Genomic DNA, 22,879 nt, shown 5'->3' with positions numbered 1-22,879 from the left:
TATTGCACTATTCTTCAATGGACAGGATTTTTCTAACAAAAGGGGCTGTATGAATATGTTTAAAAAAATGATCGCCATCGCACTGACTACTCTGGTTTTATTTGTCGTTAGCGGCTGTGGTGACAAAGAACAGAGTAAGACATTTAACTGGACGGATGGCAAAACCGAGATATCGCTGACGTATTACTATAAAGACGACGTGGTCTTACGTCAGACGGCAAAGAATAAGATTCAGTACGCCAGCCTGGGTGCGGCCAATAAAGAGGCTGCCATGCAGCGCCTGGGGCCAATTAGCGAAAAATACAAATCGATTCAGGGCGTGACGGAAAGCATCGATTATCAGGATACTTACGCGACAGAAACCCTGACCGTCGATTATACCAAAGTCGATCGTAACGCATTGCAACAGGTGCAGGGTGCGGCGTTCACCGGCGATGTGAAAGATGGCGTCAGTATGACGAAATCACAGCAGCTTCTGGAATCACATGGTTTTAAAGAAGTGAAATGATAAACGTGCCAGCGCGTGATTCTCGCGCGCTGGCATCGCCTTTACTTAGCAGCCGCCTTCGCGTGTTCACGCACTGCCAGTCCCCGCAGGAAATAACGTAAGAACTGATCGCCGCATTCACGGAAATTTTTATGCTCGGTCGCCCGCATCATGGCGGTAATCTCCGGCATGGAGACGCGAAATTTCTGCTCGGTGAGGATCGCCAGAATATCGTCTGTTTTCAGCGAAAACGCGATGCGCAATTTTTTAAGGATGATGTTGTTGGTCATCTTACGCTCGGTCACCAGCGCAGGCTGAGACTCGTCTTTACCGCGGCGCTCATAAATCAGGCCATTGAGGAAGACAGACATCATAATGTCAGGACAGCGCTGAAAGCCCTCCTCATCTTCTTTGTGCAACCAGCCGACAAGCTGCTCGTCGCTCACCGGGGCGTCCGCCAGCGCAAACACGCGCTTGAGGTCGCCGTTATTCATTTTCAGTGCGTAGCGTAAGCTACGTAAGATATCGTTATTGAGCATAAAGCCTTCGAAAAAATCATCGTAAGCGCGCAGTCTACCATCAAAAGCTACAACCCCAGCGCTTCTTTTAGGTTCTTAAGATAGCGGCGGCTAACCGGCACGGTTTGTCCGTCGCGCAACAGCAATTCAGCCTGGCCGTTATCTTCCAGACGGATCTCTTTCAGATGCGCCATGTTCACCAGATATTGTCGATGGCAGCGCAGCAGCGGCGTACGGCTTTCCAGCGTGCGCAGGGTCAACTCGGTGAAGCCCTCTTTGCCGTCGTGGCTGGTGACATAGACACCGCTCATGCGACTGCTCACAAAAGCAACCTCATCCATCTGCAGCAGATAAATGCGGCTATGCCCGGTGCAGGGAATAAATTTCAGCGAAGCCTGATTTTCCGGCAGCACCGACATATCCTGCACATTGCGTTCCTGACGCAGTCGGGTGAGGGTTTTCTCCAGGCGGCGCGCCTCAATGGGTTTGAGCAGATAGTCAAAGGCGTGTTCCTCGAAGGCTTTCACCGCATACTCGTCAAACGCGGTAAGAAAAACCACATACGGCCGATGTTCCGGGTCGAGCATGCCCACCATCTCCAGCCCGCTAATGCGCGGCATCTGGATATCAAGAAACAATACGTCCGGGCGCAATTTATGCACCGCGCCAATGCCCTCAACGGCGTTAGCGCATTCGCCTACAATCTCAATGTCGCTCTCTTCCTGCAGTAAAATACGCAGATTTTCACGCGCCAACGGTTCATCATCAACAATCAGCACTTTTAACATGCGCTTTCCTCCAGCGGGAGTCGTAGGGTAATTCGGGTAAAGATATCCGGCTCACAGGCAACCGAAATGCCGCACTCATCGCCAAAGCGCGCCCGCAGACGCTTATCCACCAGACTCATCCCTAAACCACTGGCATCGGTTTTGGGCTGATACAGCCCGGCATTATCTTCAATATCCAGCACCAGATGGTCACCGTCCTGGCTGGCATTAATGGTGATTTCGCCTACCCCAAGCAGTTGCGACGTCCCATGTTTAATGGCGTTTTCGACAATCGGTTGCAGGGTGAATGCCGGCAAATGGAGGTGCGATAGCGCGTCCGGCACGTGCAGTTGAACCTGCAGCCGGGACTGAAAACGCGCCTTTTCAATTTGCAGATACGCATTAACGTGTTCAAGCTCATCGGCGAGGGTGACGATTTCCGACGGCCGCTTAAGGTTTTTACGAAAGAACGTCGACAAATATTGCACCAGCAGACCGGCCTGATCGCTGTCGCGGCGAATCACCGCCATCAGCGTGTTCAGGGCATTGAACAGAAAGTGAGGATTGACCTGAGCATGCAGTAATTTGATTTCCGACTGGGTCAGCAGCGCTTTTTGCCGCTCATACTGCCCGGCAAGGATTTGTGCCGACAACAACTGCGCAATCCCTTCGCCCAGCGTGCGGTTGATGGAGCTAAAGAGCCGGTTTTTCGCTTCATACAATTTGATGGTGCCCACAACGCGCTGGTTTTCCCCACGCAGCGGAATCACCAGCGTTGAACCCAGTTTGCACTGGGGATGCAGTGAGCAGCGGTACGGCACCTCATTACCATCGGCATACACCACTTCGCCACTTTCGATGGCTTTTTGCGTCCAGACGGAAGAGATAGGTCTGCCAGGCAGATGATGGTCGTCCCCCGTGCCGGTAAACGCCAGTAACTTCTCGCGGTCGGTAATCGCCACCGCGCCGATATCCAGCTCTTTATAGAGTACCTGGGCGACCTTCATGCTGTTTTCTTCGTTAAACCCCTGACGCAAGATCCCTTCCGTCGATGCCGCGACTTTGAGCGCCGTGGCAGAAAACGCCGAGGTGTACTTTTCAAACATGGCCCGCTTGTCGAGTAGAATACGCATAAACAGCGCCGCGCCTACGGTATTGGTCACCATCATCGGGGCCGCAATGCTTTGCACCAGATGCAGCGCGCTCTCATAAGGTCGGGCGATAAGCAGGATGATCAGCATCTGCGTCAGTTCCGCGACGCAGGTAATGGCCCCGGCGGTAAGCGGATTGAAGACCCTGTCGGTGCGGCCACGCTTGATCAGAATACTGTGAACCAGCCCGCCGAGCAGCCCTTCCACAATGGTGGAAATCATACAGCTCAGCGCGGTCATGCCGCCCATTGAGTAACGGTGTAATCCGCCGGTTAACCCCACCAGCCCGCCAACCAGCGGGCCGCCGAGCAGGCCGCCCATCACCGCGCCAATGGCCCGGGTGTTGGCAATCGAGTCTTCAATATGCAAGCCGAAATAGGTCCCCAGGATGCAGAAGATCGAAAAGGTGACATAGCAGAGCAGTTTGTGCGGCAAACGCACCGTGACTTGCATCAGCGGAATAAAAAGACGTGTTTTGCTCATCAGCCAGGCGATAACCAAAAACACACACATTTGCTGGAGCAGCAGCAACACCAGATTAAATTCGTACATACCCGCAGCACCGCGTTGACTGAAAGCGCGTACCTTACATGGAGTCGCGAAGAGATTCTTTGAGGGTTTCCAAAAAAATGTTAATTCGTGCTCATTATCACAATCCTGAAAGGATAATGATACGAAAGGGATACATTTCGAACATTAAACAAACAATTCATCCTGGTTTAAGTCAGAGCGGCTAAAGTTAAAGTGGGGGATTTCTTGCAAAGGTGACATCATGGCGCTTTACACGATTGGTGAAGTGGCGATGCTATGCGATATCAATCCCGTGACTTTGCGGGCATGGCAGCGACGCTATGGCTTATTCAAACCGCAACGTACAGAAGGCGGTCACCGGTTGTTTACCGACGCCGACATCGACCGAATTCGCGAGATTAAACGCTGGATTGATACCGGGGTCCAGGTCAGCAAAGTGCAGACCCTGCTCAATAATGAACCCGAAAATGAACGCAATGGCTGGCGCGCGCAGCAAGAAGTCGTATTGCAGATTCTGCAAAGCGGCAACCTGCAACGGTTGCGTCTGTGGATCAAAGAGCGCGGCCACGACTACCCGGCAGAAACCCTGATAACCCGCCTGTTTATCCCTCTTCGTCGTCGCCTGCAATCCCAGCAGCCCGCCCTCACCGTGATGCTCAGTCTGCTGGATGGGGTATTGATTAACTATATTTGCGTCTGCCTGAATACAGCGCGCAAGAAAAATGGGCGCGATGCGCTGGTTGTCGGCTGGAATGTGCAGGATACGACCCGACTCTGGCTGGAGGGCTGGATGGCGAGCCAGCAGGGCTGGCGAGTCGACGTGCTGGCGCACTCGCTGAGTTATCTGCGCCCCGAGATGTTTGAAGGGCAGACCTTACTGGTGTGGTGCGGCGAGGCGCCCTCTTCGTCACAGCAAAAACAGTTGCACGACTGGCAGCAAAGTGGACATGCCATTTTTCCCCTTGGCATTTAATGGTTCATTAACAGCCCCGCTTCCTCGTATAATACTTTTCTTAACAAAGGAGCGAAAAATGAACCTGTCCAAACTTACCGTCATTGTGATTTTTCTGCTGATGGCGATCGGCGGCATCGGCGGCGTGATGCTCGCAGGCTATTCCTTTATTGTTCGCGGCGGTGCAGGCTGAATAACCGAGCCAGACGCTCGAACCCTCTGTCGACAATAATAGCGGCCAGGGCAACCAGCACGGCCCCTTGCACGACATAAGCCGTATTAAACCCGCTCAGCCCGATGATGATCGGCGTACCCAGCGTGCTGGCACCGACCGTAGACGCAATGGTCGCCGTACCAATGTTGATGATAACGGACGTGCGGACCCCGGTGATAATAACCGGCGCGGCCAGCGGCAGTTCAACCCTGAAAAGTTGCTGCAAGCTGCTCATTCCCATCCCTTTTGCCACGCTGTGTACGCTCTCCGGTACAGCGGCAATTCCTGCCAGCGTGCCCTGCAATATCGGCAACACCCCATAGAGAATAAGCGCGATAATGGCAGGTTCGCGGCCAAATCCCATTACCGGTACCGCAATGGCTAGTACCGCCACCGGCGGGAAGGTCTGTCCTACTGCGGCAATGGTCTCCACCAGCGAGCGAAACTCACGGCCCCAGGGGCGCGTCACTAAAATTCCCGCCCCCAACCCAATGACGATCGCCAGCAAACTCGACACGCCCACCAGCCAGAAATGGGCGAGCGCCAGAGCGACAAAACTTTCCTGCTGATAGACGGGTCGTGGCAATTGGGGAAACAGCGAGCCAAAGAGCGCGCCGCTGTATGGCATCGCCAGCAGCAATGCGATGAACACGGCGATAAGCCAGAGCAGCGGGTCACGCAGATGTTTCACTCAGTGCCTCCGTTCTGAGCAGGTCGCGAAAATGCAGCGTGCCGCAGGGTACGCCTTGAGCATCGGCAACAGGCAGCACTTCGCACTGGCGGGCGACAAACAGCGATAAGGCTTCGCGCAATGTCATATCCTCGCGCAGGGGTTCTCCCGCCACCGTTTCCCCCGGTCGCATCCAGGTGCTGACATGGCGCAACGAAAGCAAACGAACGCCCAGTTCGCTGCGGCCAAAAAAGTCGCGTACAAACGGGGTTGCCGGGCGCGTTAACATCTCCAGCGGAGTCCCCTGCTGCACAATCGCCCCACTGTCCATCAATACCAGATGATCCGCCAGTTGCAGCGCCTCATCGATATCGTGAGTAACCAGAACAATAGTACGTCCCAGCAGACGGTGAATACGAATCATCTCCTGCTGCAGCGTACCGCGCGTGACCGGATCCAGCGCGCCGAAGGGCTCATCCATCAGCAATACCTCCGGGTCAGCCGCCAGCGCGCGGGCCACACCAACACGCTGCTGCTGTCCGCCGGAAAGCTGATGGGGGAAACGATCGCGCAGACTTTCATCGAGACCCAGTAAAGCCATCAGTTCATCCACCCGCGCGGCGATTTTCGTCCGTGACCATTTTTGCAATTGCAGCACGGTGGCAATATTTTGCGCCACCGTCCAGTGCGGGAACAGACCTATCGACTGAATGGCGTAACCCATCCTGCGGCGCAGTTCCAGCACCGGCAGGCTGCGGATCTCTTCGCCGGCAAATAAAAGGGTACCTCCATCGTGCTCCACCAGCCGGTTGATCATTTTCAGGGTGGTGGACTTCCCGGACCCGGATGTCCCAATCAGCACGGAAAACGCGCCGGTTTTACATTCAAGATTCAGATCGCTGACCGCCTGTTGCCCGGCGAAAGATTTGCTGACATGCCTGAATTCAATCATGGCTGTTTTACCTCCAGCAGCGCGATACCCAAAGCAAACAGTGCGTCCACGACCACGGCGAGAGCAATAACCGGGATCACACCCAATAAGACAAGATCCAGTGCGCTACTTAAAAGCCCCTGAAACACCAGTGCGCCAAAGCCACCGGCGCCAATGAGTGCCGCAATCACCGCCATGCCCACCGTTTGTACCGTCACCACCCGCAGGCTACGCAGCAAAATGGGTAACGCCAGCGGCAGACGGATATGTAAAAAGCGCTGACGACCGCTCATCCCCATCCCTTTGGCGCTTTCCAGCACATCGGCCGGCACCTGATTTAAGCCCGCCACCACACCGCGAACTAACGGCAGCAACGCATAAAGCACCAGGGCAATCAGCGCTGGCGTGATGCCGGTTCCCGCCACGCCAAGCGAACCCAGCCAGGGAAACTGCGCCACCAGCCCTGCCAGGGGGGCGATCAACAGGCCAAAAAGCGCAACGGACGGCACGGTCTGTATTACATTCAGTATGGCAAATACCGGTTGCTGACGCGCCGGATGGCGATAGCACCACAGGCCGATCCCCAGGCCCAGTACCAGCGCGGGCAGCAACGTGCCAAACAGTAATTTCAGATGTTGCGCCAGCGCGTCGTTAAAGACGTCCTGCCGATTCACATACTCTTTAAGCAAAGAGAGCGAATCCAGTTGCCCACTGAGCAACAGCCACAGCGGCAGGAGCCAGATTTGCGCATGCAGCAGCCAGCGCCAGACCGGGTTAACGGTTAACCGCCGGATAGCATCACTGCTGGCCAGTAACGATAGCGCCAGCCACAGCCATAAGCCGCTACCGGGGGAGGTACGGGCGAGCGCACTGCCTGACTGCGCCAGATCGCTGGCCGCCCTGCCCGCGCACCAGACTAAAACGCAAAAGGACGCTTCGCTAAGCAGTAGGGCAGCCAGGCTCGCAAGCCGATGCGGGAGAAAGCTCAAAAGCAGTAGCGCCGCCGGGAAAAGCAGTCCCCAAGCGGCAAATGCGGGCCAGACCTGCCAAATTGCACGACTTTCCCCGGAGACCAGGCGGTTAGGGGCGTAATTCACGAAGGGCAGTGCCATTGCTGCCAGCGCCAGTACGACCAGCAGCAACAACACGCGATTATGACAACGTCGCTCCACGTTTATTTAATCAGTCCCTTTCCTTTCAGGTAATCGGCGGCCACTTTTTTGGCGTCGAGACCTTCCACTGCGATACTGGCATTCAGTTTCTGCAGCGTTTTTTCATCCAGACTGGCAAATACCGGTTTCAGCCACTCATCCAGTTGCGGGTAGGCTTTCAGCACGGCTTCGCGCACAACCGGAGCGGGCGCATAAATTGGCTGAACCCCTTTCGGGTCGGTCAGCGTTTGCAGCCCCAGCGCCGCCACTGGCCCATCTGTCCCGTAGGCCATCGCTGAATTCACACCGGATGTTTGTTGTGCGGCTGCTTTGATGGTCACGGCCGTATCGCCCCCCGCCAGCGACAGCAACTGCTGCTGGTTGAGCTTGAAGTTGTAAGCTTTTTCGAAGGCCGGCAAGGCATCGGTGCGTTCGATAAACTCGGCGGAAGCAGCCAGTTTAAACGTGCCGCCCTCTTTCAGATAGCGGCTGAGATCCTCAAGGGAGACCAACTTGTTTTTTTGCGCAACATCCTGGCGTACCGCGATAGTCCAGGTGTTATTGGCAGGCGCTGGCGTCAGCCACACCAGTTTGTTTTTCTCCGCATCCAGCTTTTTGACTTTGTCATAGCCTTGTTGCGCATTTTTCCACGCCGGATCGTTCTCCTCTTTAAAGAAAAACGCACCGTTGCCGGTATATTCCGGGTAGATATCCAGTTCACCTGAGGTTATCGCACCACGCACTACCGGGGTGGTACCCAACTGGACTTTGTTGACGGTTTTCACGCCATGGCTTTCCAGTACCTGCAAAATGATATTGCCCAGCAGAGCGCCTTCGGTATCAATCTTGGAACCCACCTTAACCGGCTCAGCCGCCTGTGCGCCTGCGGCCAGCATCAACAACCCTGCTGCGCTCCATTGCGAAAGTGATTTCATGCTCGTTCCCCATTGTTTTTGTGGTATCTGGATTTCTGGCTGTGCAAAAAGCGTAGTAGAGAATCGACCGGGAATAAATCAGTCGTTCAGATTTTGATGTTTCTGATTAGACGAAGCGGTTATAACGCGAAGGATTTAAAGATGAAAGGCCGCTAAAAAGCGGCCTCGGAAGATTACTGGAGGGTAAATTCGCCCTGTTTCACACGGGCTGAATCCAGACCGATAAAGACATTGAATTTGCCAGGTTCTGCATCGTATTTCATGCGTTGATTCCAGAACTTAAGCGCCTCGATATCGATCGGGAAGCTGACCGTTTTGGTTTCGCCGGCTTTGAGATCCACTTTTTCGAAACCGCGCAGCTGCTCAACCGGGCGACTCATCGAAGCCGTTACATCCTGCAGGTACAGCTGAATGACCGTTGCACCGTCGCGTTTGCCCGTATTGGTGACATCAACACTGGCCGTCACTTTACCGTCGCGGGTCATCGTCGGCGCCGACATTTTCACATCGGAGACGCTAAACGTGGTGTAACTCAGGCCGTAACCAAACGGATAAAGCGGGCCGTTGGCCTCGTCAAAGTAACGGGACGTGTACTTGTTCGGTTTATCGGCATTATACGGACGCCCGGTATTCAGGTGGCTGTAATAGACCGGGATCTGTCCGACAGAACGCGGGAAGGACATCGGCAGTTTGCCGGACGGGTTGTAATCACCAAACAGCACATCGGCGATGGCGTTGCCGCCTTCGGTACCGGCAAACCAGGTTTCCAGGATGGCATCTGCCTGCTGGTCTTCTTTCACCAGCGCCAGCGGACGACCGTTCATCAGTACCAGCACCAGTGGTTTGCCCGTTGCTTTCAGCGCGGCAATCAGGTCACGCTGACTTTGCGGAATGGTCAGGTCCGTACGGCTTGACGCCTCGTGCGCCATCCCCTGAGCCTCACCGACGACAGCCACGACGACATCTGATTTCTTCGCCGCTGTAACGGCTTCATCAATCATCTCCTGCGGGCTGCGTTTGTCCTGCACCACGGCTGGTTCATACAAGTTGAGGAAGTCGACAATGCCTTTATCCTCAGTGATATTCGAGCCACGCGCGTAGAGAACAGTCCCTTTCGGCCCCACGGCATTACGAATACCCGTCAGCACGGTCACGGATTGCCCCGCCACGCCAGCAGCGGACCAGCTCCCCATCATGTCACGTTTGCTGTCCGCCAGCGCACCGACCACCGCAATGGTCGCGTCTTTTTTCAGCGGCAACGTATCGAGACGGTTTTTCAGCAGTACCAGGCTTTCGCGCGCCACTTCACGGGCTTCTTTACGGTGCAGACGGCTTTCCGCATTGGTGTCTTTCGGATCGGACTCTTTCGGCCCCAGGTGACTGTACGGGTCATTGAACAGCCCCATGTCATATTTCACGTTGAGCACGTGACGGGTCGCGTCGTCGAGTTCTTCCATGGTGACCTTGCCGGATTTGATAAGCCCCGGCAGGTATTTGCTGTAGTACTCGTCGCTCATGCTCATGTTGATACCGGCTTTGAGCGCCACGCGTACGGCATCCTCCGGGTCGGCGGCGACGCCGTGTTTGATCAACTCTTTGATTGCGCCATGGTCGGAAACGGTGATGCCTTTAAAGCCCCACTCATCGCGCAGGACATCTTTAAGCAGCCAGGAATCGGAGGTGGCCGGCGTGCCGTTTAGAGAGTTCAGTGCCACCATCACCGCGCCGCTCCCCGCATCCAGCCCCGCTTTGTACGGCGGCATATAGTCGTTGAACAGGCGCTGCGGGCTCATATCAACGGTGTTGTACTCTTTGCCCCCTTCCACTGCGCCATAGGCGGCGAAGTGCTTAACGCTGGTCATCACCGAATAGCGATCCGCCGGGCTTTTGCCCTGCATGGATTTGACCATCGCGCGGCCCATTTCGGTGGTCAGGTAAGTGTCTTCGCCAAACCCTTCAGAACCACGGCCCCAGCGCGGATCGCGGGAGACATCGACCATCGGTGCCCAGGTCATGTTCAGGCCGTCATCTGCTGCTTCATACGCAGAAACACGCCCGACGGTTTTCACCGCTTCGAGGTTAAAACTGGAGGCCAGGCCAAGGCTAATCGGGAACACGGTCCGCTGACCGTGAACCACATCGTAGGCAAAGAACAGCGGAATTTTCAGGCGGCTAAGTTGCATGACCTGATCCTGCATAGCGCGGATATCCGGGCGGGTCACGGTATTAAAGATGGCGCCAACCTGGTTTTTGGCAATCATGTCACGGATGGCTTCTTTCGGATTGTCCGGCCCGACGCTAATCAGTCGCAGTTGCCCAATTTTTTCATCCACCGTCATTTTTTTTAGTAATTCAGTGACAAACGCATCCCTTGCTTGCGGCGTCAGAGGATGGTTACCAAACATCTCTTCCGCCATCACCGGTTGCAGCGCAAGGCTTACGGCGACACCTACCGAACATAGCCATTTCATGTCGTTCACTCTCTCATTTATACAGCCGCTCACGGGCCTGACCATGAAAAAAACGCAGTGTGCCATAATCGTAGTCTGGCTTGCAGAGTTATTCTCTGATTTTTCTGAGAATTCCTCACTTTCAGACACTATGCTTTAAAGCGAGAATGCTGTTTCACCACCAGGGAGAGGAAAATGTCTTCTACAACTTCCCAGCACCATATCGCTTTTACCCGTGAACTCGGACGTCTTGTTGGCGCCTCGCATGTCCTTACCGACCCGGCCAAAACCGCACGTTATCGAAAGGGTTTTCGCTCCGGTCAGGGCGATGCGCTCGCCGTCGTCTTTCCCGGCACACTGCTTGAATTATGGCGTGTGCTCAGCGCCTGTGTCAGCGCCGATAAGATCATCCTCATGCAGGCGGCGAATACTGGTCTGACCGAAGGGTCCACACCAAACGGCAACGACTACGACCGTGACATTATTATCATCAGTACGCTAAGGCTGGATAAACTGCATTTGATCGACAACGGTAAGCAGGTGCTGGCCTTTCCTGGCACCACGCTTTATTCGCTGGAAAAAGCGCTCAAACCGCTGGGTCGAGAGCCGCATTCGGTTATCGGTTCATCCTGTATTGGCGCATCGGTCATCGGCGGAATTTGCAATAACTCCGGCGGTGCGCTGGTGCAGCGCGGCCCGGCGTATACCGAAATGTCGCTGTTTGCGCAGATTGACGAAAATGGGACGCTGCGCCTGGTGAATCATTTAGGCATTGAGCTTGACAGCACGCCGGAACAAATCTTAAGTAAGCTTGATGACGAACGGGTGACCGATGCCGACGTGCGCCGCGACGGGCGTCATGGTCATGACCATGACTACGTTAGCCGTGTGCGTGATGTAAATGCAGATACACCCGCGCGCTACAATGCTGACCCGGACCGACTGTTTGAATCGTCGGGCTGTGCCGGCAAACTGGCGGTCTTCGCAGTACGTCTGGATACCTTTATCGCCCCCACGCGCCAACAAGTGTTTTATATCGGCACAAACCAGCCGGAGGTGCTGAGCGCGCTTCGCCGCCATATTCTTAGCGAGTTCACCCATTTGCCGGTGGCGGGGGAATATATGCATCGCGATATTTACGATATCGCTGAGCGCTACGGCAAAGACACGTTCCTGATGATCGACAAGCTCGGCACCGACAAAATGCCGTTCTTTTTTACGCTGAAAGGCCGTACCGACGCCCTGCTGGCCAGAGCCTCGGTGTTTAAACCGCACTTTACCGACCGGGCCATGCAAAAGCTGGGGCACCTTTTCCCCTCGCACCTGCCACCGCGGATGAAAAGCTGGCGGGATAAGTATGAACACCATCTGCTGCTGAAAATGTCGGGTGACGGTATCGCCGAGGCGCAACGGTGGCTGGCGGAGTACTTTGAAACGGCGGAGGGCGGGTTCTTCGCCTGTACCACAGAGGAAGGGAATAAAGCCTTTCTTCACCGCTTCGCTGCAGCGGGCGCGGCGATTCGCTATCAGGCGGTACATGCCGATGAAGTAGAAGATATTCTGGCGCTGGATATTGCCCTGCGGCGCAATGATAACGACTGGTTCGAACATCTGCCGCCGGAAATCGACAGCCAGTTGACCTGGAAGCTCTACTACGGCCACTTCTTCTGCCATGTTTTCCATCAGGATTATATTGTGAAGAAAGGCGTTGATACGCACGCGCTTAAAGAGCAGATGCTTGAATTATTGCGTCAGCGCGGCGCGCAATATCCTGCCGAACACAACGTTGGCCATTTGTATGAAGCGTCCGATCATTTAAAACGTTTTTACCTGGAAAATGACCCAACTAACAGCATGAACCCTGGAATCGGAAAAACAAGTAAAAGAAAAAACTGGCAATAGGCGACTGTCTCAATACTTCATCACTGTCTAACTGAGATATATGTTTAAGCCAGGCTGTATTGTGCTCTTCATTCGTACTAAAGTAGCAGGCCAGAGAAACGTTTCTCTGACCTGCTACATTGAGGAGCCACTCCATCATGTCTGCCGTTGATGTCCTGTCCGAAAACGCACTCGTGGTGCGTGATGCCACTCTTGATGATGTTCATGCGATTTCATCTCTCTATGCCTGGCATGTGCTACATGGCCGCGCCTCTTTCGAAGAAGTGCCACCCACTATCGACGAGATGCGCCAGCGTATGCACAAGATCGCCAGTGAGGGGCTTCCCTGGATGGTCGCGCTCTATCACGGCATCATGGTGGGGTATTGCTATGCGAGTCCTTATCGTCCGCGCCAGGCCTACCGCTATACCCTGGAAGAGTCTATTTATGTTGACGCCAGTATGACCGGACGTGGCATTGGTAGCATGCTGATGGATGCGTTGATCGCGCGCTGTGAAGAAGGACCGTGGCGGCAGATGATTGCGGTGATAGGCGACGGGCAAAACAACGCCGGCTCCCTGCGACTGCATAAAAAACACGGCTTCGAAATTGTCGGGCAGTTGCGCAGCGTCGGCTACAAGAAAGGTGACTGGCGGGATACGGTTATCATGCAGCGCCCACTCAACGAGGGTGACTGGACGCTGCCGGAATAATTAGTCGTTTTGCGCGGTTTGTGCGCCGTGGTTTTCCACCATTTGCGCCGCTTTCTGGCGCTTGTAGCTTAACGCCGCAGCAGGCACAGGCTGTGCTTTCCCGGTTTCAATCCAGGTACGTAGACGGCTGGCATCCGCAAAGTGGGTATACTTGCCGAAAGCATCCATGACCACCAGGGCAACCGGCTTATTGTTAATGACGGTGCGCATCACCAGGCAGTGACCGGCCGCATTGGTAAACCCGGTTTTGGTCAGCTGAATGTTCCAGTTATCGCGATACACCAGATGGTTGGTATTACGGAACGGCAGCGTATATCCCGGATTACTGAATGTCGCCATGTCTTCCCGCGTGGTGCTCAACTGGCCCAGCAGTGGATACTGCTTCGTGGCCACCAGCAGTTTAATCAGGTCGCTTGCCGTGGACACATTGCTGGTTGATAAACCTGTCGGTTCAACATAGCGGGTGTGGGTCATGCCCAGCGCCTTCGCTTTCGCATTCATCGCACGAATAAACGCGTCATATCCGCCAGGATAATGGTGCGCAAGGCTTGCCGCCGCGCGGTTTTCCGAGGACATCAGTGCCAGCAGCAGCATATCTTTGCGACTGATTTCACTGTTCAGGCGTACGCGGGAGTAGATCCCTTTCATTTCCGGCGTATGGCTGATATCGACTTTTATTTTTTCATCCAGCGGCAGATGAGCATCCAGTACCACCATTGCGGTCATGAGCTTAGTGATAGAAGCGATAGGACGCACCAGCTCCGGGTGGCTGGAATAAATAACCTGGTTAGTTTGTAAATCGACAATCATCGCGCTACCGGAGGCAATTTCAGGTTGCGCGGACGCCGTTGCCGCAGCGGTTTTTGCCAGCGCCTGCGGTGCGACGGGCACGGCAAACATAAGCGCGAGGCTTAATAAAGAAATTCGGATTTTCAGCATGGTGTGACTTCTGATGATTATTCATGCACGTAATTACGCACACCGCATCTGTTTTGGAAATGAATAACAGAAGCTGGCCCTGGCATAATAGCCGCCACGCCCGCATGTCGCCACACAAGATTCATTGCAGAAGATTGCGTTGCGGGTACTTCAACCAGCAACGCAATGTGATTAGAACAGACGGTAGCCGTAACCCCAAAGAATGACCGTGAGCGCCAGCAGCACTTCAAGGACCAGCACGCCAATCGCCAGAGTCGAGCTGGAAAAACTTAACCCTTCCTCTCTGTTGATATTGAGGAAGGTCGGTATCCCGACATAGAGCAGATAACCGGTATAGAAGAGCGCGACGGTACCCACCAGCGCACACAGCCAGACCAGCGGATAGAGCGCCACAATTCCGCTCAAAAATAACGGCGTTGCGACATAACCGGCAAACACCATACAGCGTGCCAGGGAAGGACGCTGAGGGTAATTCCTTGCCATCCACCAAATGACTCGGCCCATCACCGCCACACCGGCCAGCATCAGGGCATAGAAGATCACAGCCAGATAAAACGCGGTAAACCAGTTCAACTGAACCACGCTCTCTTCACCAAAATTCCAGCCTATTTGGGTCGTGCCAATAAAAGCACAGATAACGGGAACGGCCGCCATGATCAGTACATGGTGGGTGTAGTGATGCGAAACGGTTTCGTTTTCGCCCTTGATGACCTGCATTTCACGATCGGGATGGGAAAAAAGTCCCCAGACATGGTTCATAACGCCCCCTTGCTGAATGCCCGAATACAGACTCCCTAAGTATACGTCACTCTGCTGGTTATTTTGTGTTCAGATCAAAAAATCCGTCACGACAATCGGTGCAGCGAAGCCGTAGTTATCGGCGCAATCAATTCATAGGGTGTATGCTTATGGGGTTTAACGGGAGAATTGTTGGACCTATGGATATGAATCATCTTATCAGCCAGTACGGCTATGCCGCGCTGGTTGTTGGTAGTATTGCTGAGGGTGAAACCATCACTCTGCTCGGTGGCGTTGCCGCGCATCAGGGGCTGCTGAGGTTTCCGCTGGTGGTTATGGCCGTTGCGCTGGGTGGGATGATGGGAGACCAGTTGCTCTATTTACTGGGGCGGCGGTATGGCATGAAAATTCTGCAACGCTTTTCCCGCCACCAGGACAAAATTCACCAGGCGCAACGCATGATCAACCGTCGCCCGTGGCTGTTTGTGATCGGTACGCGGTTTATGTACGGCTTTCGTATTATTGGGCCGTTACTCATCGGCGCCAGCCATCTGCCCCCGAAAATCTTCCTGCCCCTGAATATTTTTGGCGCCATCGTCTGGGCATTAATTTTCACGACGTTAGGTTATCTGGGCGGGGAAGTTATCGGGCCATGGCTGCATCAGTTTGACCATCACCTCAAAAAGCTGATTTGGCTGGTGCTGGCTGTGGTCGTGGTTTTTTCCGTACGCTGGTGGCTGCGGCATCGGCAAAAAAAACGCCGCAACCCACCGTCAGAGTAGTTAATGATGGCTGGCGTTAAACTGTGGATTCGCCAGCATAAAACCCCCGTCCACAATGAACGACTGCCCGGTGGTATAACTGGCATCCTCCGAACAGAGCCAGGCCACCAGACTTGCGATCTCCTGCGTTTTACCGGGTCTTGCCAAAGGGATGATGGGCATGGAGCCCGGTTTGGCATCATCATCGCTCATATTATTCATTGGCGTCGCAATCGCACCGGGCGCGACCGCATTAACCAGTATGTTGTCACTTACAAGCTCCAGCGCCATGGATTTGGTTAATCCGCCCAGCGCATGTTTCGCCGCCGTGTAGGCGCTGGCCTCGGGTAGAGGGGTGTGTTCATGCACAGAGGTGATATTCACAATACGTCCCCCCTGCCCCTGCTTAACCATATGCCGGGCGGCAATTTGTGAACACAGCAGCGCCCCTTCGACATCCACGGTAAAAATCTTCCGCCACGCTTCCAGAGTGACATCCAAAAACGGTGCTTTGGTCATTGCGCCGGCATTGTTAACCAGGGCATCGACACGACCAAACGCGTTAATCAATGTCTCGATGGCATTGGCGCCGTCCGGCAGATGGCTTAAGTCGAGCTGGATAATACGGGCCTGTCTGCCGCGTGCTTCAACCTGTTGCGCAGTCTCGCGCGCCCCGCTGTCATCCGAGTGCCAGGTAATGCCGATATCAAAACCTTTTTCGGCCAGCATTAGCGCGCAGGCTTTGCCGATACCTGAATCCGCTGCGGTCACAATAGCGACTTTCTGCATTGTCTTTCCCCTCCGGTCGTGAAGCCAAAACTTCAGTATAGAGAAAAGGCATATTTCTGAACGATTGCTACACTTTGCGGTGAGTTACACGATCAAGGGAGAGAAAAAATGTTGAAGGTATTGCTGTGGGTTATTTTGATTATCTTTTTGATTGGGCTGTTGGTGGTCACCGGCGTGTTTAAGATGATTTTCTAAAAACTCCCCCTCACCTCTGCGGAAGTGAGGGGTTATTTCGAGCGACGACCGCCGCTTAGCGCTTAAGCGATGCTCCGTTACTGCCGATCACCTCTTTATACCACCAGAAACTTTTTTTACGGCTGCGAGCCAGCGTACCCTTGCCTTCGTCATCGCGGTCAACGTAGATAAAGCCGTAGCGTTTGGAAATCTCCGCTTTCGACGCGCTCACCAGATCGATAGGCCCCCAGCTGGTATACCCCATCACCTCCACGCCGTCGTCGATGGCTTCGCGAACCTGTACCAGATGATCATTGAGATAGCTGATACGGTAATCGTCATTGATAGTGCCGTCGGCCTGGAGTTTGTCTTTCGCGCCCAGCCCGTTTTCCACAACAAATAGCGGTTTCTGCCAGCGATCCCACATGACATTCAACAGCGTGCGCAGGCCAACCGGATCAATCTGCCAGCCCCACTCCGAGCTTGCGAGATGCGGGTTTGGCACCATGCTGAGAATGTTGCCGCGTGCTTTCTGGTTCAGCTCTTCGTCAGTGGTGACGCAGCCGGTCATATAGTAGCTAAACGAGATAAAGTCGATGGTGGTGCGCAGCGCGTCGCGATCCGCATCGGTAATGTCCAGCTTGATGCCGTTATCACGGAAGAAACGCCGCATATAACCCGGATATTCGCCACGGCACTGCACATCGCCAAAGAACTGCCAGGTACGGTTTTGCTGCAGTGTTTCCAGCACATCTTCCGGCTTGCAGCTTAGCGGATACATCAGGCCGCCGAGGATCATATTGCCGATTTTGGCATCCGGAATAATGTCGTGACAGGCGCTGACCGCCAGCGCGCTCGCCACCAGTTGATGGTGAATTGCCTGGAAGATCTCCGCTTTACTGCTCTTTTCCGGCAGGCCAACACCGGTCATCGGCGCATGCAGCGACATGTTGATCTCATTAAAAGTCAGCCACAGTTTCACCTTGTGCTTATAACGTTCAAACACCGTGCGGGCATAACGCTCAAAGAAGGCAATAGTCTGACGGCTACCCCAACCACCGTAGCCTTTCACCAGCCCCCACGGCATTTCGTAATGGGATAACGTCACCAGCGGTGTCATGCCTTTGCTCAGCATTTCGTCGAACAGCTTGTCGTAAAATGCCAGACCCGCTTCGTTGGGCGTGGTTTCATCACCGTTAGGGAAAATACGCGTCCAGGCGATGGAGATACGCAGGCAGCTAAAACCCATTTCAGCAAACAGGGCGATATCTTCCGGGTAGCGGTGATAAAAATCGATAGCAACATCTTTCAGGCCGCTGTCGCCTGCCACTCGTTCTACCACGTCACCGAACACGCCTTTTGGTTGTACGTCAGAGGTGGAAAGGCCTTTGCCGTCTTCCAGATACGCGCCTTCCACCTGGTTTGCAGCGATAGCGCCGCCCCATAAGAAGTCATTCGGGAATGTATTCATTGATATCTCCTTTGATTAACGATTGACGGCCAGCAGCGGCATACCGGACTCCACCGATGTCGATGCCACGGTCGTCACAGCGCGATAGTCGTCACTGTTGCTGATAATGATGGGCGTCGCCAGATCGTATCCGGCTGAGAGGATCGCATCGCGATCGAACTCCAGCAGTAAATCGCCAGGCTGTACTTTATCGCCAACGCTGACATGCGCGGTAAAGGGCTTGCCCTCCAGCCTGACGGTATCGATGCCCACATGAATCAGCACTTCAATACCACTGTTGCTTAATAAACCGATGGCGTGTTTGGTCTGAAATAGCGACGCCACTTCACCGGCAAACGGTGCAATCACTTTATTGTCCGAGGGAATAATCGCTGCCCCCTGACCGAGCAGCCCGGCGGCAAAGGTACTATCCGGCACCTGCCCGAGCGCCAGAACGGTGCCGGTCATCGGAGAGAGGATGTCGTCTTCACCCGGCACAACGGCAATCGGTTTTGCCACTACGGTCGTTTTCGGCATCCCCGCCACAAAGGTCAGGATGCACGCGAGCAACAGGGAAACTACGGTGCCCAGAATCCCCCCCCACAGCGTCGCGTCCACACCGCCCGGCGGGATCATCTGTGCCAGCGTAAAGACATTCGCAAAGCCAAACGAGTAAACGTGGCTGTTGCTAAAGCCAACAATCGCGCCGCCGATAGCGCCGGAAATACAGCCGAAAATAAACGGACGGCGCAGTGGTAGCGTCAAACCATAGACCGCGGGTTCAGTGATACCGAAGATACCGGCGGTAGCCGCCGAACCGGCCAGTATTTTCTGACGAGGGTCGCGGGTACGCAGGAAAATCCCCAATACCGCCCCTACCTGGCCCAGCACCGCTGGCAGCAAAATGGGCAGCATGGTGTCCTGGCCGAATACGGTCAGGTTATTGATCATCAGCGGTACCAGCCCCCAGTGCAGGCCGAAAATCACACATACCTGCCACAGCGCCCCCAACGCTGCGCCAGCAAGCCAGGGCGCAAAGATGTAAATGGCCCGATAGCCGTACGCCAGCCCCTGGCTCAGCAAGGTCGCCAGCGGACCAATCACCAGGAAGGTCAGCGGAACCGTAATCGCAATACAGATCAGCGGACCAAAGAAGTTCTTCACCGCCGAATGGAGGTATTTATTGCATTGCCGTTCTATCCAGCAGCTAACCCAGGCGGCAAGAATGATCGGAATAACTGAACCACTGTAGTTGATAAAGGTAATCGGGATGCCGAGAAAGGTTTCGCTTATCGCCCCGGGCGCCTGACTTGCTTCAAAGGCTTTAATCATCAACGGGTGGGTTAACGCCCCGCCAATGGCGAGGGTGACAAAGGCATTACCGCCAAATTTCTTCCCGGCGGTGTAACCGAGTATCAGGGGGAAGAAGAAGAACAGTGCGTCGCTGGCGGCAAACCAGATTTGATAAGTTCCGCTGTTGGTTGTCAGCCAGCCGCAAACCACAGCCAGCGCCAGCAGACCTTTCAGGATCCCGGAGGCTGCCATGATGCCGATAAAAGGGGTAAAAATACCGGAAACGATGTCGATTATGCGCCCAACAAGAGAGATTTTTTCTCCCTGAACCGGCTCCGCAACCGACGTTTCATCCGTAAGCCCGGCTTCATCACGCACCGCCTGCCAGACGTCATGAACGTGATTACCGACCACCACCTGAAACTGACCACCGCTTTCCACCACCATAATGATGCCAGGGTTGGCTTTCAGCCCGTCTGCGTCGGCTTTCTTATTATCTTTGAGCTTAAAGCGTAACCGGGTGGCGCAGTGCACCAGGCTGGTAATGTTCTCCTTGCCCCCGACGTGGCTGAGAATATCTTTCGCCAGCGCTTGATATTCCATGCTTTTTCCTTACTTCTTATGCCCGAAGGCTATGACTGAGATAAAAAAAAACCCGAGTCCAGCACCTCGCGGGCCGGGCTCAGGTTTTGCCTGCGAGATGCAGTTACAATCCTGTTTTACACTTCATGCTTCACGCTATTTTTAGCGTTTGTCTTTTCGTACACGCTCAATATGAATCGCCAGGAACATAATCTCTTCGGTGGTGAGATTCCGCTGATAGTTTTGTTCCAGATGGCGCGCCACCTTTTCTGCACAACGCCAGGCGCTGGCGTAGTTCTCTTTAACGGCCTGATGCAGCGACACATCATCATCTTCGACCACCGTGCGCGTTAACATCCGCTGCGAGAAAAATTTCAGGTGCGTGACGAACCGATGATAGCTGAGGGACTCTTCGTTATAGTCGAGTTTCAACTGGTACTTCACGATATGCAGGATCTCCTGCATCACTTTGGTGATATGCATAACATCCGGCATATCACTGTTAAGCTGGGCGGTGACCAGGTGCAGCGCGATAAACCCGGCTTCATCTTCCGGTAATTCCACCCCCAGCCGTTTGGCGATGATCGCCCGCGCCTCTTGCCCAATCTGAAACTCTTTCGGGTACAGACGGCGGATTTCCCACAGCAGAACGTTGCGAATCACCTGGCCTGTTTTCAACCGTTCAATGGCAAAAAAACAGTGGTCTGTCAGGGTGATATAGAGGCTATCCTGTAACTTCCCCAGCCGACTACGCGCCAGATCGATAATCCGATCGCAGGCTGTCATCACCTCCAGCGGGATTTGATTGAGTAGCTCGCTTAAGCGTCTGACCAGTTCGTCACTCTGCAGGGCAAAAATCTTTTCGATTTTGCTGTCATCCAGCTCATCGCCGGTACGTTTCTGGAACGCGAGCCCCCGGCCCATAACGACCTGCTCGCGTTGTTGTTCATCCAGCACGACCACCACATTATTATTGAGTATTTTGGCGATTTTCATCCGAACCCCAGAAACAAAAAAACCTGACTTCCGGCAAATGCCAGAACATCAGGTTTAGCCTGCTTATGCAGTAACAATCCGTGGGAAACTCTATCAGGTTGCTCTGTTCACTCAATCGAAGCCATGCAAAAACGTGACTATGATCGCAGAGTTCAGGTATTTAACGCCTGAATCGCTCGCGCAATGTCCGGCGAACTCTTAAGGGTGCGGATTTGTTCAAACAGTGCAATCGCGTCGACATACTCTTTGCGCAGATAGCCCAGCCACTGTTTGATGCGCGCCACGTGGTACATGCCGGTATCACCCTGCTTTTCCAGCCGCGTGTACTTTTGTAACAGCGCAACGACCTCGGGCCACGGCATACGCGGCGCGTTGTGTTTCACTACCCGGCTCAGGTTGGGCACGTTCAGCGCGCCGCGACCGATCATCACCGCATCGCAACCGGTCGCCGCCATACAATCCTGGGCGCTCTGCCAGTCCCAAATCTCACCGTTCGCGACAACCGGAATGGTAAGTCGCTGGCGAATCTCACCAATGGCCTGCCAGTTAATCCGCTCGGCTTTATAGCCGTCTTCTTTTGTCCGCCCGTGAACCACCAGTTCAGACGCACCGGCCTGCTGAACAGCATCGGCAATTTCAAACCGCCGCGCTCCGCTATCCCAGCCGAGACGCACCTTTACGCTGACCGGCAGATGGGTGGGCACGGCCTCGCGCATGGCTTTCGCTCCGCGATAAATCAGCTCCGGATCTTTGAGCAGCGTGGCTCCTCCACCACTGCCATTCACCAGCTTCGACGGACAGCCACAGTTAAGATCGACACCCCATGAACCGAGTTGCACCGCGCGAGCCGCGTTTTCCGCCAGCCACTCGGGGTATTGTCCCAGCAATTGTACGCGAACCCGCGTACCGGAAGGGGTGCGACTTTGATGGTGCAGTTCAGGGCAGATGCGGTAAAACGATTTTGCCGGCAACAGCTGGTCAACCACGCGGACAAACTCGGTGATACAGTGATCGTAGTCGTTAACCTCGGTCAGCAGCTCGCGCACCAGCGAATCGAGCACACCTTCCATCGGCGCCAGTAATACACGCATACATTGCCCCTGAAAAAATGAGGCGACATAGTAGCGCCTCTGACTCAGGGAGGAAAGAGCGTTTCAAAACGCTCTTGCATCAGGCTGAACGCGGGTAGACGTCCGATGCCGGAAGGGTCAAACTCCCTTCGCCCAGGGGGCGCTGCATAATAACGATATCCAGCCAGCGGCCATGTTTGAAACCGACATTGTTCAGCGTGCCTGTCCGGGTAAAACCCGCCCGCTGATGCAGACGCAGTGACCCCACATTTTCACTGTTGCCAACGACGGCAATGAGCTGGCGATAGCCGTGGTTTTCTGCCCATTCAATGGCTTTCGCCAGCAACGCTTTGCCTGCACCGCGCTGGCGAAATCGCTCATCGATATAGATAGAATCTTCCAGCGTGTAGCGATAGGCATAGCGCGTGCGATAGTGTGAAAGGTAGCAATAGCCTTTTACCATCCCCTCATCGAGGATAACAAACCACGGCAACCCGGCGCTGCGAGTCTTGTTCAAACGCGCCAGCATTTCGTCTTTGTCAGGCGCAGTGGTTTCAAATGAGGCGCTGCCATTCACCACGTGCCAGGCGTATATTTGCTGCATTGCGCTAATATGCTGTTCTTCTGCTTCGATAATTTCCATTGTCCGGCTCCTGCTCAGGTATGTTGACAGGCTAGCCGTAACGCATAAGTCCAGACATAGCGCTGCGCTTATTACCCGTATAAGGAAAACTTT

The 22,879-nt window shown here is 54.4% G+C and carries 23 protein-coding genes; 7 read left to right on the top strand and 16 right to left on the bottom strand.

What is annotated here, in order from left to right:
* The first annotated feature begins 49 nt into the window (after positions 1 to 49).
* Positions 50 to 508 (top strand): YehR family lipoprotein, encoded by a 459-nt coding sequence (locus AB182_RS07650; protein ID WP_047369575.1) that lies wholly within the window; start codon positions 50 to 52, stop codon positions 506 to 508.
* Positions 509 to 549: 41 nt separating this feature from the next.
* Here the strand turns inward: AB182_RS07650 and AB182_RS07645 are convergent, their stop codons facing one another.
* The 3 genes from AB182_RS07645 to AB182_RS07635 are packed head-to-tail and all read right to left on the bottom strand — an operon-like array spanning position 550 to position 3,475.
* A complete protein-coding gene (locus AB182_RS07645; protein WP_047369574.1) occupies positions 550 to 1,026 on the bottom strand; it encodes a YehS family protein in 477 nt (158 codons plus the stop codon).
* 47 nt (positions 1,027 to 1,073) lie between these two features.
* Entirely contained in the window at positions 1,074 to 1,793 is a 720-nt protein-coding gene (gene btsR / locus AB182_RS07640; protein ID WP_047369573.1) for a two-component system response regulator BtsR, read from the bottom strand.
* Positions 1,787 to 3,475, bottom strand: a complete 1,689-nt coding sequence (locus AB182_RS07635; RefSeq protein WP_047369572.1) for a sensor histidine kinase — start codon at positions 3,473 to 3,475, stop codon at positions 1,787 to 1,789. Before AB182_RS07635 ends, btsR begins: the two co-directional genes overlap by 7 nt.
* 220 nt (positions 3,476 to 3,695) lie before the next feature.
* Here AB182_RS07635 and mlrA point away from each other — a divergent pair, with 220 nt between their 5' ends.
* Together mlrA and AB182_RS31390 are read left to right on the top strand one after the other, a co-directional pair.
* Positions 3,696 to 4,427: an HTH-type transcriptional regulator MlrA gene (mlrA, locus tag AB182_RS07630; protein ID WP_047369571.1), complete on the top strand. Its 732-nt coding sequence runs from the start codon at positions 3,696 to 3,698 to the stop codon at positions 4,425 to 4,427.
* A 58-nt stretch (positions 4,428 to 4,485) separates the two neighbouring features.
* Positions 4,486 to 4,599 carry a protein YohO gene (locus AB182_RS31390; protein ID WP_044172034.1) on the top strand — a complete coding sequence of 38 codons (114 nt, stop codon included), beginning with the start codon at positions 4,486 to 4,488 and terminating at the stop codon, positions 4,597 to 4,599.
* Here the strand turns inward: AB182_RS31390 and AB182_RS07625 are convergent.
* The 5 genes from AB182_RS07625 to bglX all read right to left on the bottom strand — a co-directional run bounded on the left by AB182_RS07625 (position 4,574) and on the right by bglX (position 10,778).
* Positions 4,574 to 5,311 carry an ABC transporter permease gene (locus AB182_RS07625; RefSeq protein WP_047369570.1) on the bottom strand — a complete coding sequence of 246 codons (738 nt, stop codon included), beginning with the start codon at positions 5,309 to 5,311 and terminating at the stop codon, positions 4,574 to 4,576. The two genes, AB182_RS31390 and AB182_RS07625, sit on opposite strands and share 26 nt — an antisense overlap.
* Complete coding sequence (locus tag AB182_RS07620) at positions 5,295 to 6,242, bottom strand: ABC transporter ATP-binding protein (protein WP_047369569.1); 948 nt, start codon at positions 6,240 to 6,242, stop codon at positions 5,295 to 5,297. The genes AB182_RS07625 and AB182_RS07620 overlap by 17 nt, the downstream gene beginning before the upstream one ends.
* The gene (locus tag AB182_RS07615; protein ID WP_082137115.1) at positions 6,239 to 7,333 is read right to left on the bottom strand and encodes an ABC transporter permease; all 1,095 of its coding nucleotides are present in this window, start codon (positions 7,331 to 7,333) and stop codon (positions 6,239 to 6,241) included. Before AB182_RS07615 ends, AB182_RS07620 begins: the two co-directional genes overlap by 4 nt.
* Positions 7,334 to 7,395: 62 nt before the next feature.
* The gene (gene osmF, locus AB182_RS07610; protein WP_047369567.1) at positions 7,396 to 8,307 is read right to left on the bottom strand and encodes a glycine betaine ABC transporter substrate-binding protein OsmF; all 912 of its coding nucleotides are present in this window, start codon (positions 8,305 to 8,307) and stop codon (positions 7,396 to 7,398) included.
* A gap of 173 nt (positions 8,308 to 8,480) precedes the next feature.
* The gene (gene bglX / locus AB182_RS07605) at positions 8,481 to 10,778 is read right to left on the bottom strand and encodes a beta-glucosidase BglX (RefSeq protein WP_047369566.1); all 2,298 of its coding nucleotides are present in this window, start codon (positions 10,776 to 10,778) and stop codon (positions 8,481 to 8,483) included.
* A 174-nt stretch (positions 10,779 to 10,952) separates the two neighbouring features.
* Between bglX and dld the strand changes: the two genes are divergently transcribed.
* Both dld and AB182_RS07595 read left to right on the top strand, forming a co-directional pair.
* The gene (gene dld, locus AB182_RS07600) at positions 10,953 to 12,659 is read left to right on the top strand and encodes a D-lactate dehydrogenase (protein WP_047369565.1); all 1,707 of its coding nucleotides are present in this window, start codon (positions 10,953 to 10,955) and stop codon (positions 12,657 to 12,659) included.
* 137 nt (positions 12,660 to 12,796) lie between these two features.
* A complete protein-coding gene (locus AB182_RS07595; protein ID WP_047369564.1) occupies positions 12,797 to 13,351 on the top strand; it encodes a GNAT family N-acetyltransferase in 555 nt (184 codons plus the stop codon).
* Here the strand turns inward: AB182_RS07595 and pbpG are convergent, their stop codons facing one another.
* Both pbpG and AB182_RS07585 read right to left on the bottom strand, forming a co-directional pair.
* Positions 13,352 to 14,290: a D-alanyl-D-alanine endopeptidase gene (gene pbpG, locus AB182_RS07590; RefSeq protein ID WP_047369563.1), complete on the bottom strand. Its 939-nt coding sequence runs from the start codon at positions 14,288 to 14,290 to the stop codon at positions 13,352 to 13,354.
* A gap of 171 nt (positions 14,291 to 14,461) precedes the next feature.
* Positions 14,462 to 15,049 carry a Yip1 family protein gene (locus tag AB182_RS07585; RefSeq protein ID WP_047369562.1) on the bottom strand — a complete coding sequence of 196 codons (588 nt, stop codon included), beginning with the start codon at positions 15,047 to 15,049 and terminating at the stop codon, positions 14,462 to 14,464.
* 179 nt (positions 15,050 to 15,228) lie between these two features.
* Between AB182_RS07585 and AB182_RS07580 the strand changes: the two genes are divergently transcribed.
* On the top strand, positions 15,229 to 15,810 hold the full coding sequence (locus AB182_RS07580; protein WP_047369561.1) for a DedA family protein: 582 nt from the start codon (positions 15,229 to 15,231) through the stop codon (positions 15,808 to 15,810).
* Here the strand turns inward: AB182_RS07580 and AB182_RS07575 are convergent, their stop codons facing one another.
* The gene (locus AB182_RS07575) at positions 15,811 to 16,578 is read right to left on the bottom strand and encodes an SDR family oxidoreductase (protein ID WP_047369560.1); all 768 of its coding nucleotides are present in this window, start codon (positions 16,576 to 16,578) and stop codon (positions 15,811 to 15,813) included.
* Between the two features lie 111 nt (positions 16,579 to 16,689).
* Between AB182_RS07575 and AB182_RS33440 the strand changes: the two genes are divergently transcribed.
* Positions 16,690 to 16,773 carry a small membrane protein YohP gene (locus AB182_RS33440; protein WP_090085588.1) on the top strand — a complete coding sequence of 28 codons (84 nt, stop codon included), beginning with the start codon at positions 16,690 to 16,692 and terminating at the stop codon, positions 16,771 to 16,773.
* Between the two features lie 55 nt (positions 16,774 to 16,828).
* Here AB182_RS33440 and AB182_RS07570 read toward each other — a convergent pair whose 3' ends face one another.
* The 5 genes from AB182_RS07570 to AB182_RS07550 form a co-directional block, all read right to left on the bottom strand.
* Positions 16,829 to 18,223: a glycoside hydrolase family 1 protein gene (locus AB182_RS07570; protein ID WP_047369559.1), complete on the bottom strand. Its 1,395-nt coding sequence runs from the start codon at positions 18,221 to 18,223 to the stop codon at positions 16,829 to 16,831.
* A 15-nt stretch (positions 18,224 to 18,238) separates the two neighbouring features.
* Positions 18,239 to 20,098: a PTS beta-glucoside transporter subunit IIABC gene (bglF, locus tag AB182_RS07565; protein WP_047369558.1), complete on the bottom strand. Its 1,860-nt coding sequence runs from the start codon at positions 20,096 to 20,098 to the stop codon at positions 18,239 to 18,241.
* 141 nt (positions 20,099 to 20,239) lie between these two features.
* Positions 20,240 to 21,073 (bottom strand): transcriptional antiterminator BglG, encoded by an 834-nt coding sequence (gene bglG / locus AB182_RS07560; protein WP_047369557.1) that lies wholly within the window; start codon positions 21,071 to 21,073, stop codon positions 20,240 to 20,242.
* A 152-nt stretch (positions 21,074 to 21,225) separates the two neighbouring features.
* Positions 21,226 to 22,164 carry a tRNA dihydrouridine(16) synthase DusC gene (gene dusC / locus AB182_RS07555; protein WP_047369556.1) on the bottom strand — a complete coding sequence of 313 codons (939 nt, stop codon included), beginning with the start codon at positions 22,162 to 22,164 and terminating at the stop codon, positions 21,226 to 21,228.
* Between the two features lie 79 nt (positions 22,165 to 22,243).
* On the bottom strand, positions 22,244 to 22,786 hold the full coding sequence (locus AB182_RS07550) for a GNAT family N-acetyltransferase (protein ID WP_047369555.1): 543 nt from the start codon (positions 22,784 to 22,786) through the stop codon (positions 22,244 to 22,246).
* Positions 22,787 to 22,879: the final 93 nt, after the last annotated feature.

The organism is Phytobacter ursingii, assembly GCF_001022135.1.
GTDB classification, from domain to species: domain Bacteria; phylum Pseudomonadota; class Gammaproteobacteria; order Enterobacterales; family Enterobacteriaceae; genus Phytobacter; species Phytobacter ursingii.
Note: the sequence above shows the minus strand (reverse complement) of the source record. Positions and strands in the feature narration are given on the sequence as shown.

Bases quoted from the DNA above. Each gene is read 5' to 3' on its own strand.
- AB182_RS07620 (WP_047369569.1), bottom strand. From the start codon at position 6,242: ATGATTGAATTCAGGCATGTCAGCAAATCTTTCGCCGGGCAACAGGCG.
- AB182_RS07635 (WP_047369572.1), bottom strand. From the start codon at position 3,475: ATGTACGAATTTAATCTGGTGTTGCTGCTGCTCCAGCAAATGTGTGTG.
- mlrA (WP_047369571.1), top strand. From the start codon at position 3,696: ATGGCGCTTTACACGATTGGTGAAGTGGCGATGCTATGCGATATCAAT.
- pbpG (WP_047369563.1), bottom strand. From the start codon at position 14,290: ATGCTGAAAATCCGAATTTCTTTATTAAGCCTCGCGCTTATGTTTGCC.
- AB182_RS07575 (WP_047369560.1), bottom strand. From the start codon at position 16,578: ATGCAGAAAGTCGCTATTGTGACCGCAGCGGATTCAGGTATCGGCAAA.
- btsR (WP_047369573.1), bottom strand. From the start codon at position 1,793: ATGTTAAAAGTGCTGATTGTTGATGATGAACCGTTGGCGCGTGAAAAT.
- AB182_RS07615 (WP_082137115.1), bottom strand. From the start codon at position 7,333: ATGGCACTGCCCTTCGTGAATTACGCCCCTAACCGCCTGGTCTCCGGG.
- AB182_RS07645 (WP_047369574.1), bottom strand. From the start codon at position 1,026: ATGCTCAATAACGATATCTTACGTAGCTTACGCTACGCACTGAAAATG.
- AB182_RS07570 (WP_047369559.1), bottom strand. From the start codon at position 18,223: ATGAATACATTCCCGAATGACTTCTTATGGGGCGGCGCTATCGCTGCA.
- dld (WP_047369565.1), top strand. From the start codon at position 10,953: ATGTCTTCTACAACTTCCCAGCACCATATCGCTTTTACCCGTGAACTC.
- AB182_RS31390 (WP_044172034.1), top strand. From the start codon at position 4,486: ATGAACCTGTCCAAACTTACCGTCATTGTGATTTTTCTGCTGATGGCG.
- osmF (WP_047369567.1), bottom strand. From the start codon at position 8,307: ATGAAATCACTTTCGCAATGGAGCGCAGCAGGGTTGTTGATGCTGGCC.
- AB182_RS07580 (WP_047369561.1), top strand. From the start codon at position 15,229: ATGGATATGAATCATCTTATCAGCCAGTACGGCTATGCCGCGCTGGTT.
- bglF (WP_047369558.1), bottom strand. From the start codon at position 20,098: ATGGAATATCAAGCGCTGGCGAAAGATATTCTCAGCCACGTCGGGGGC.
- AB182_RS07595 (WP_047369564.1), top strand. From the start codon at position 12,797: ATGTCTGCCGTTGATGTCCTGTCCGAAAACGCACTCGTGGTGCGTGAT.
- AB182_RS07550 (WP_047369555.1), bottom strand. From the start codon at position 22,786: ATGGAAATTATCGAAGCAGAAGAACAGCATATTAGCGCAATGCAGCAA.
- AB182_RS07585 (WP_047369562.1), bottom strand. From the start codon at position 15,049: ATGAACCATGTCTGGGGACTTTTTTCCCATCCCGATCGTGAAATGCAG.
- dusC (WP_047369556.1), bottom strand. From the start codon at position 22,164: ATGCGTGTATTACTGGCGCCGATGGAAGGTGTGCTCGATTCGCTGGTG.
- AB182_RS07650 (WP_047369575.1), top strand. From the start codon at position 50: ATGAATATGTTTAAAAAAATGATCGCCATCGCACTGACTACTCTGGTT.
- bglX (WP_047369566.1), bottom strand. From the start codon at position 10,778: ATGAAATGGCTATGTTCGGTAGGTGTCGCCGTAAGCCTTGCGCTGCAA.
- bglG (WP_047369557.1), bottom strand. From the start codon at position 21,073: ATGAAAATCGCCAAAATACTCAATAATAATGTGGTGGTCGTGCTGGAT.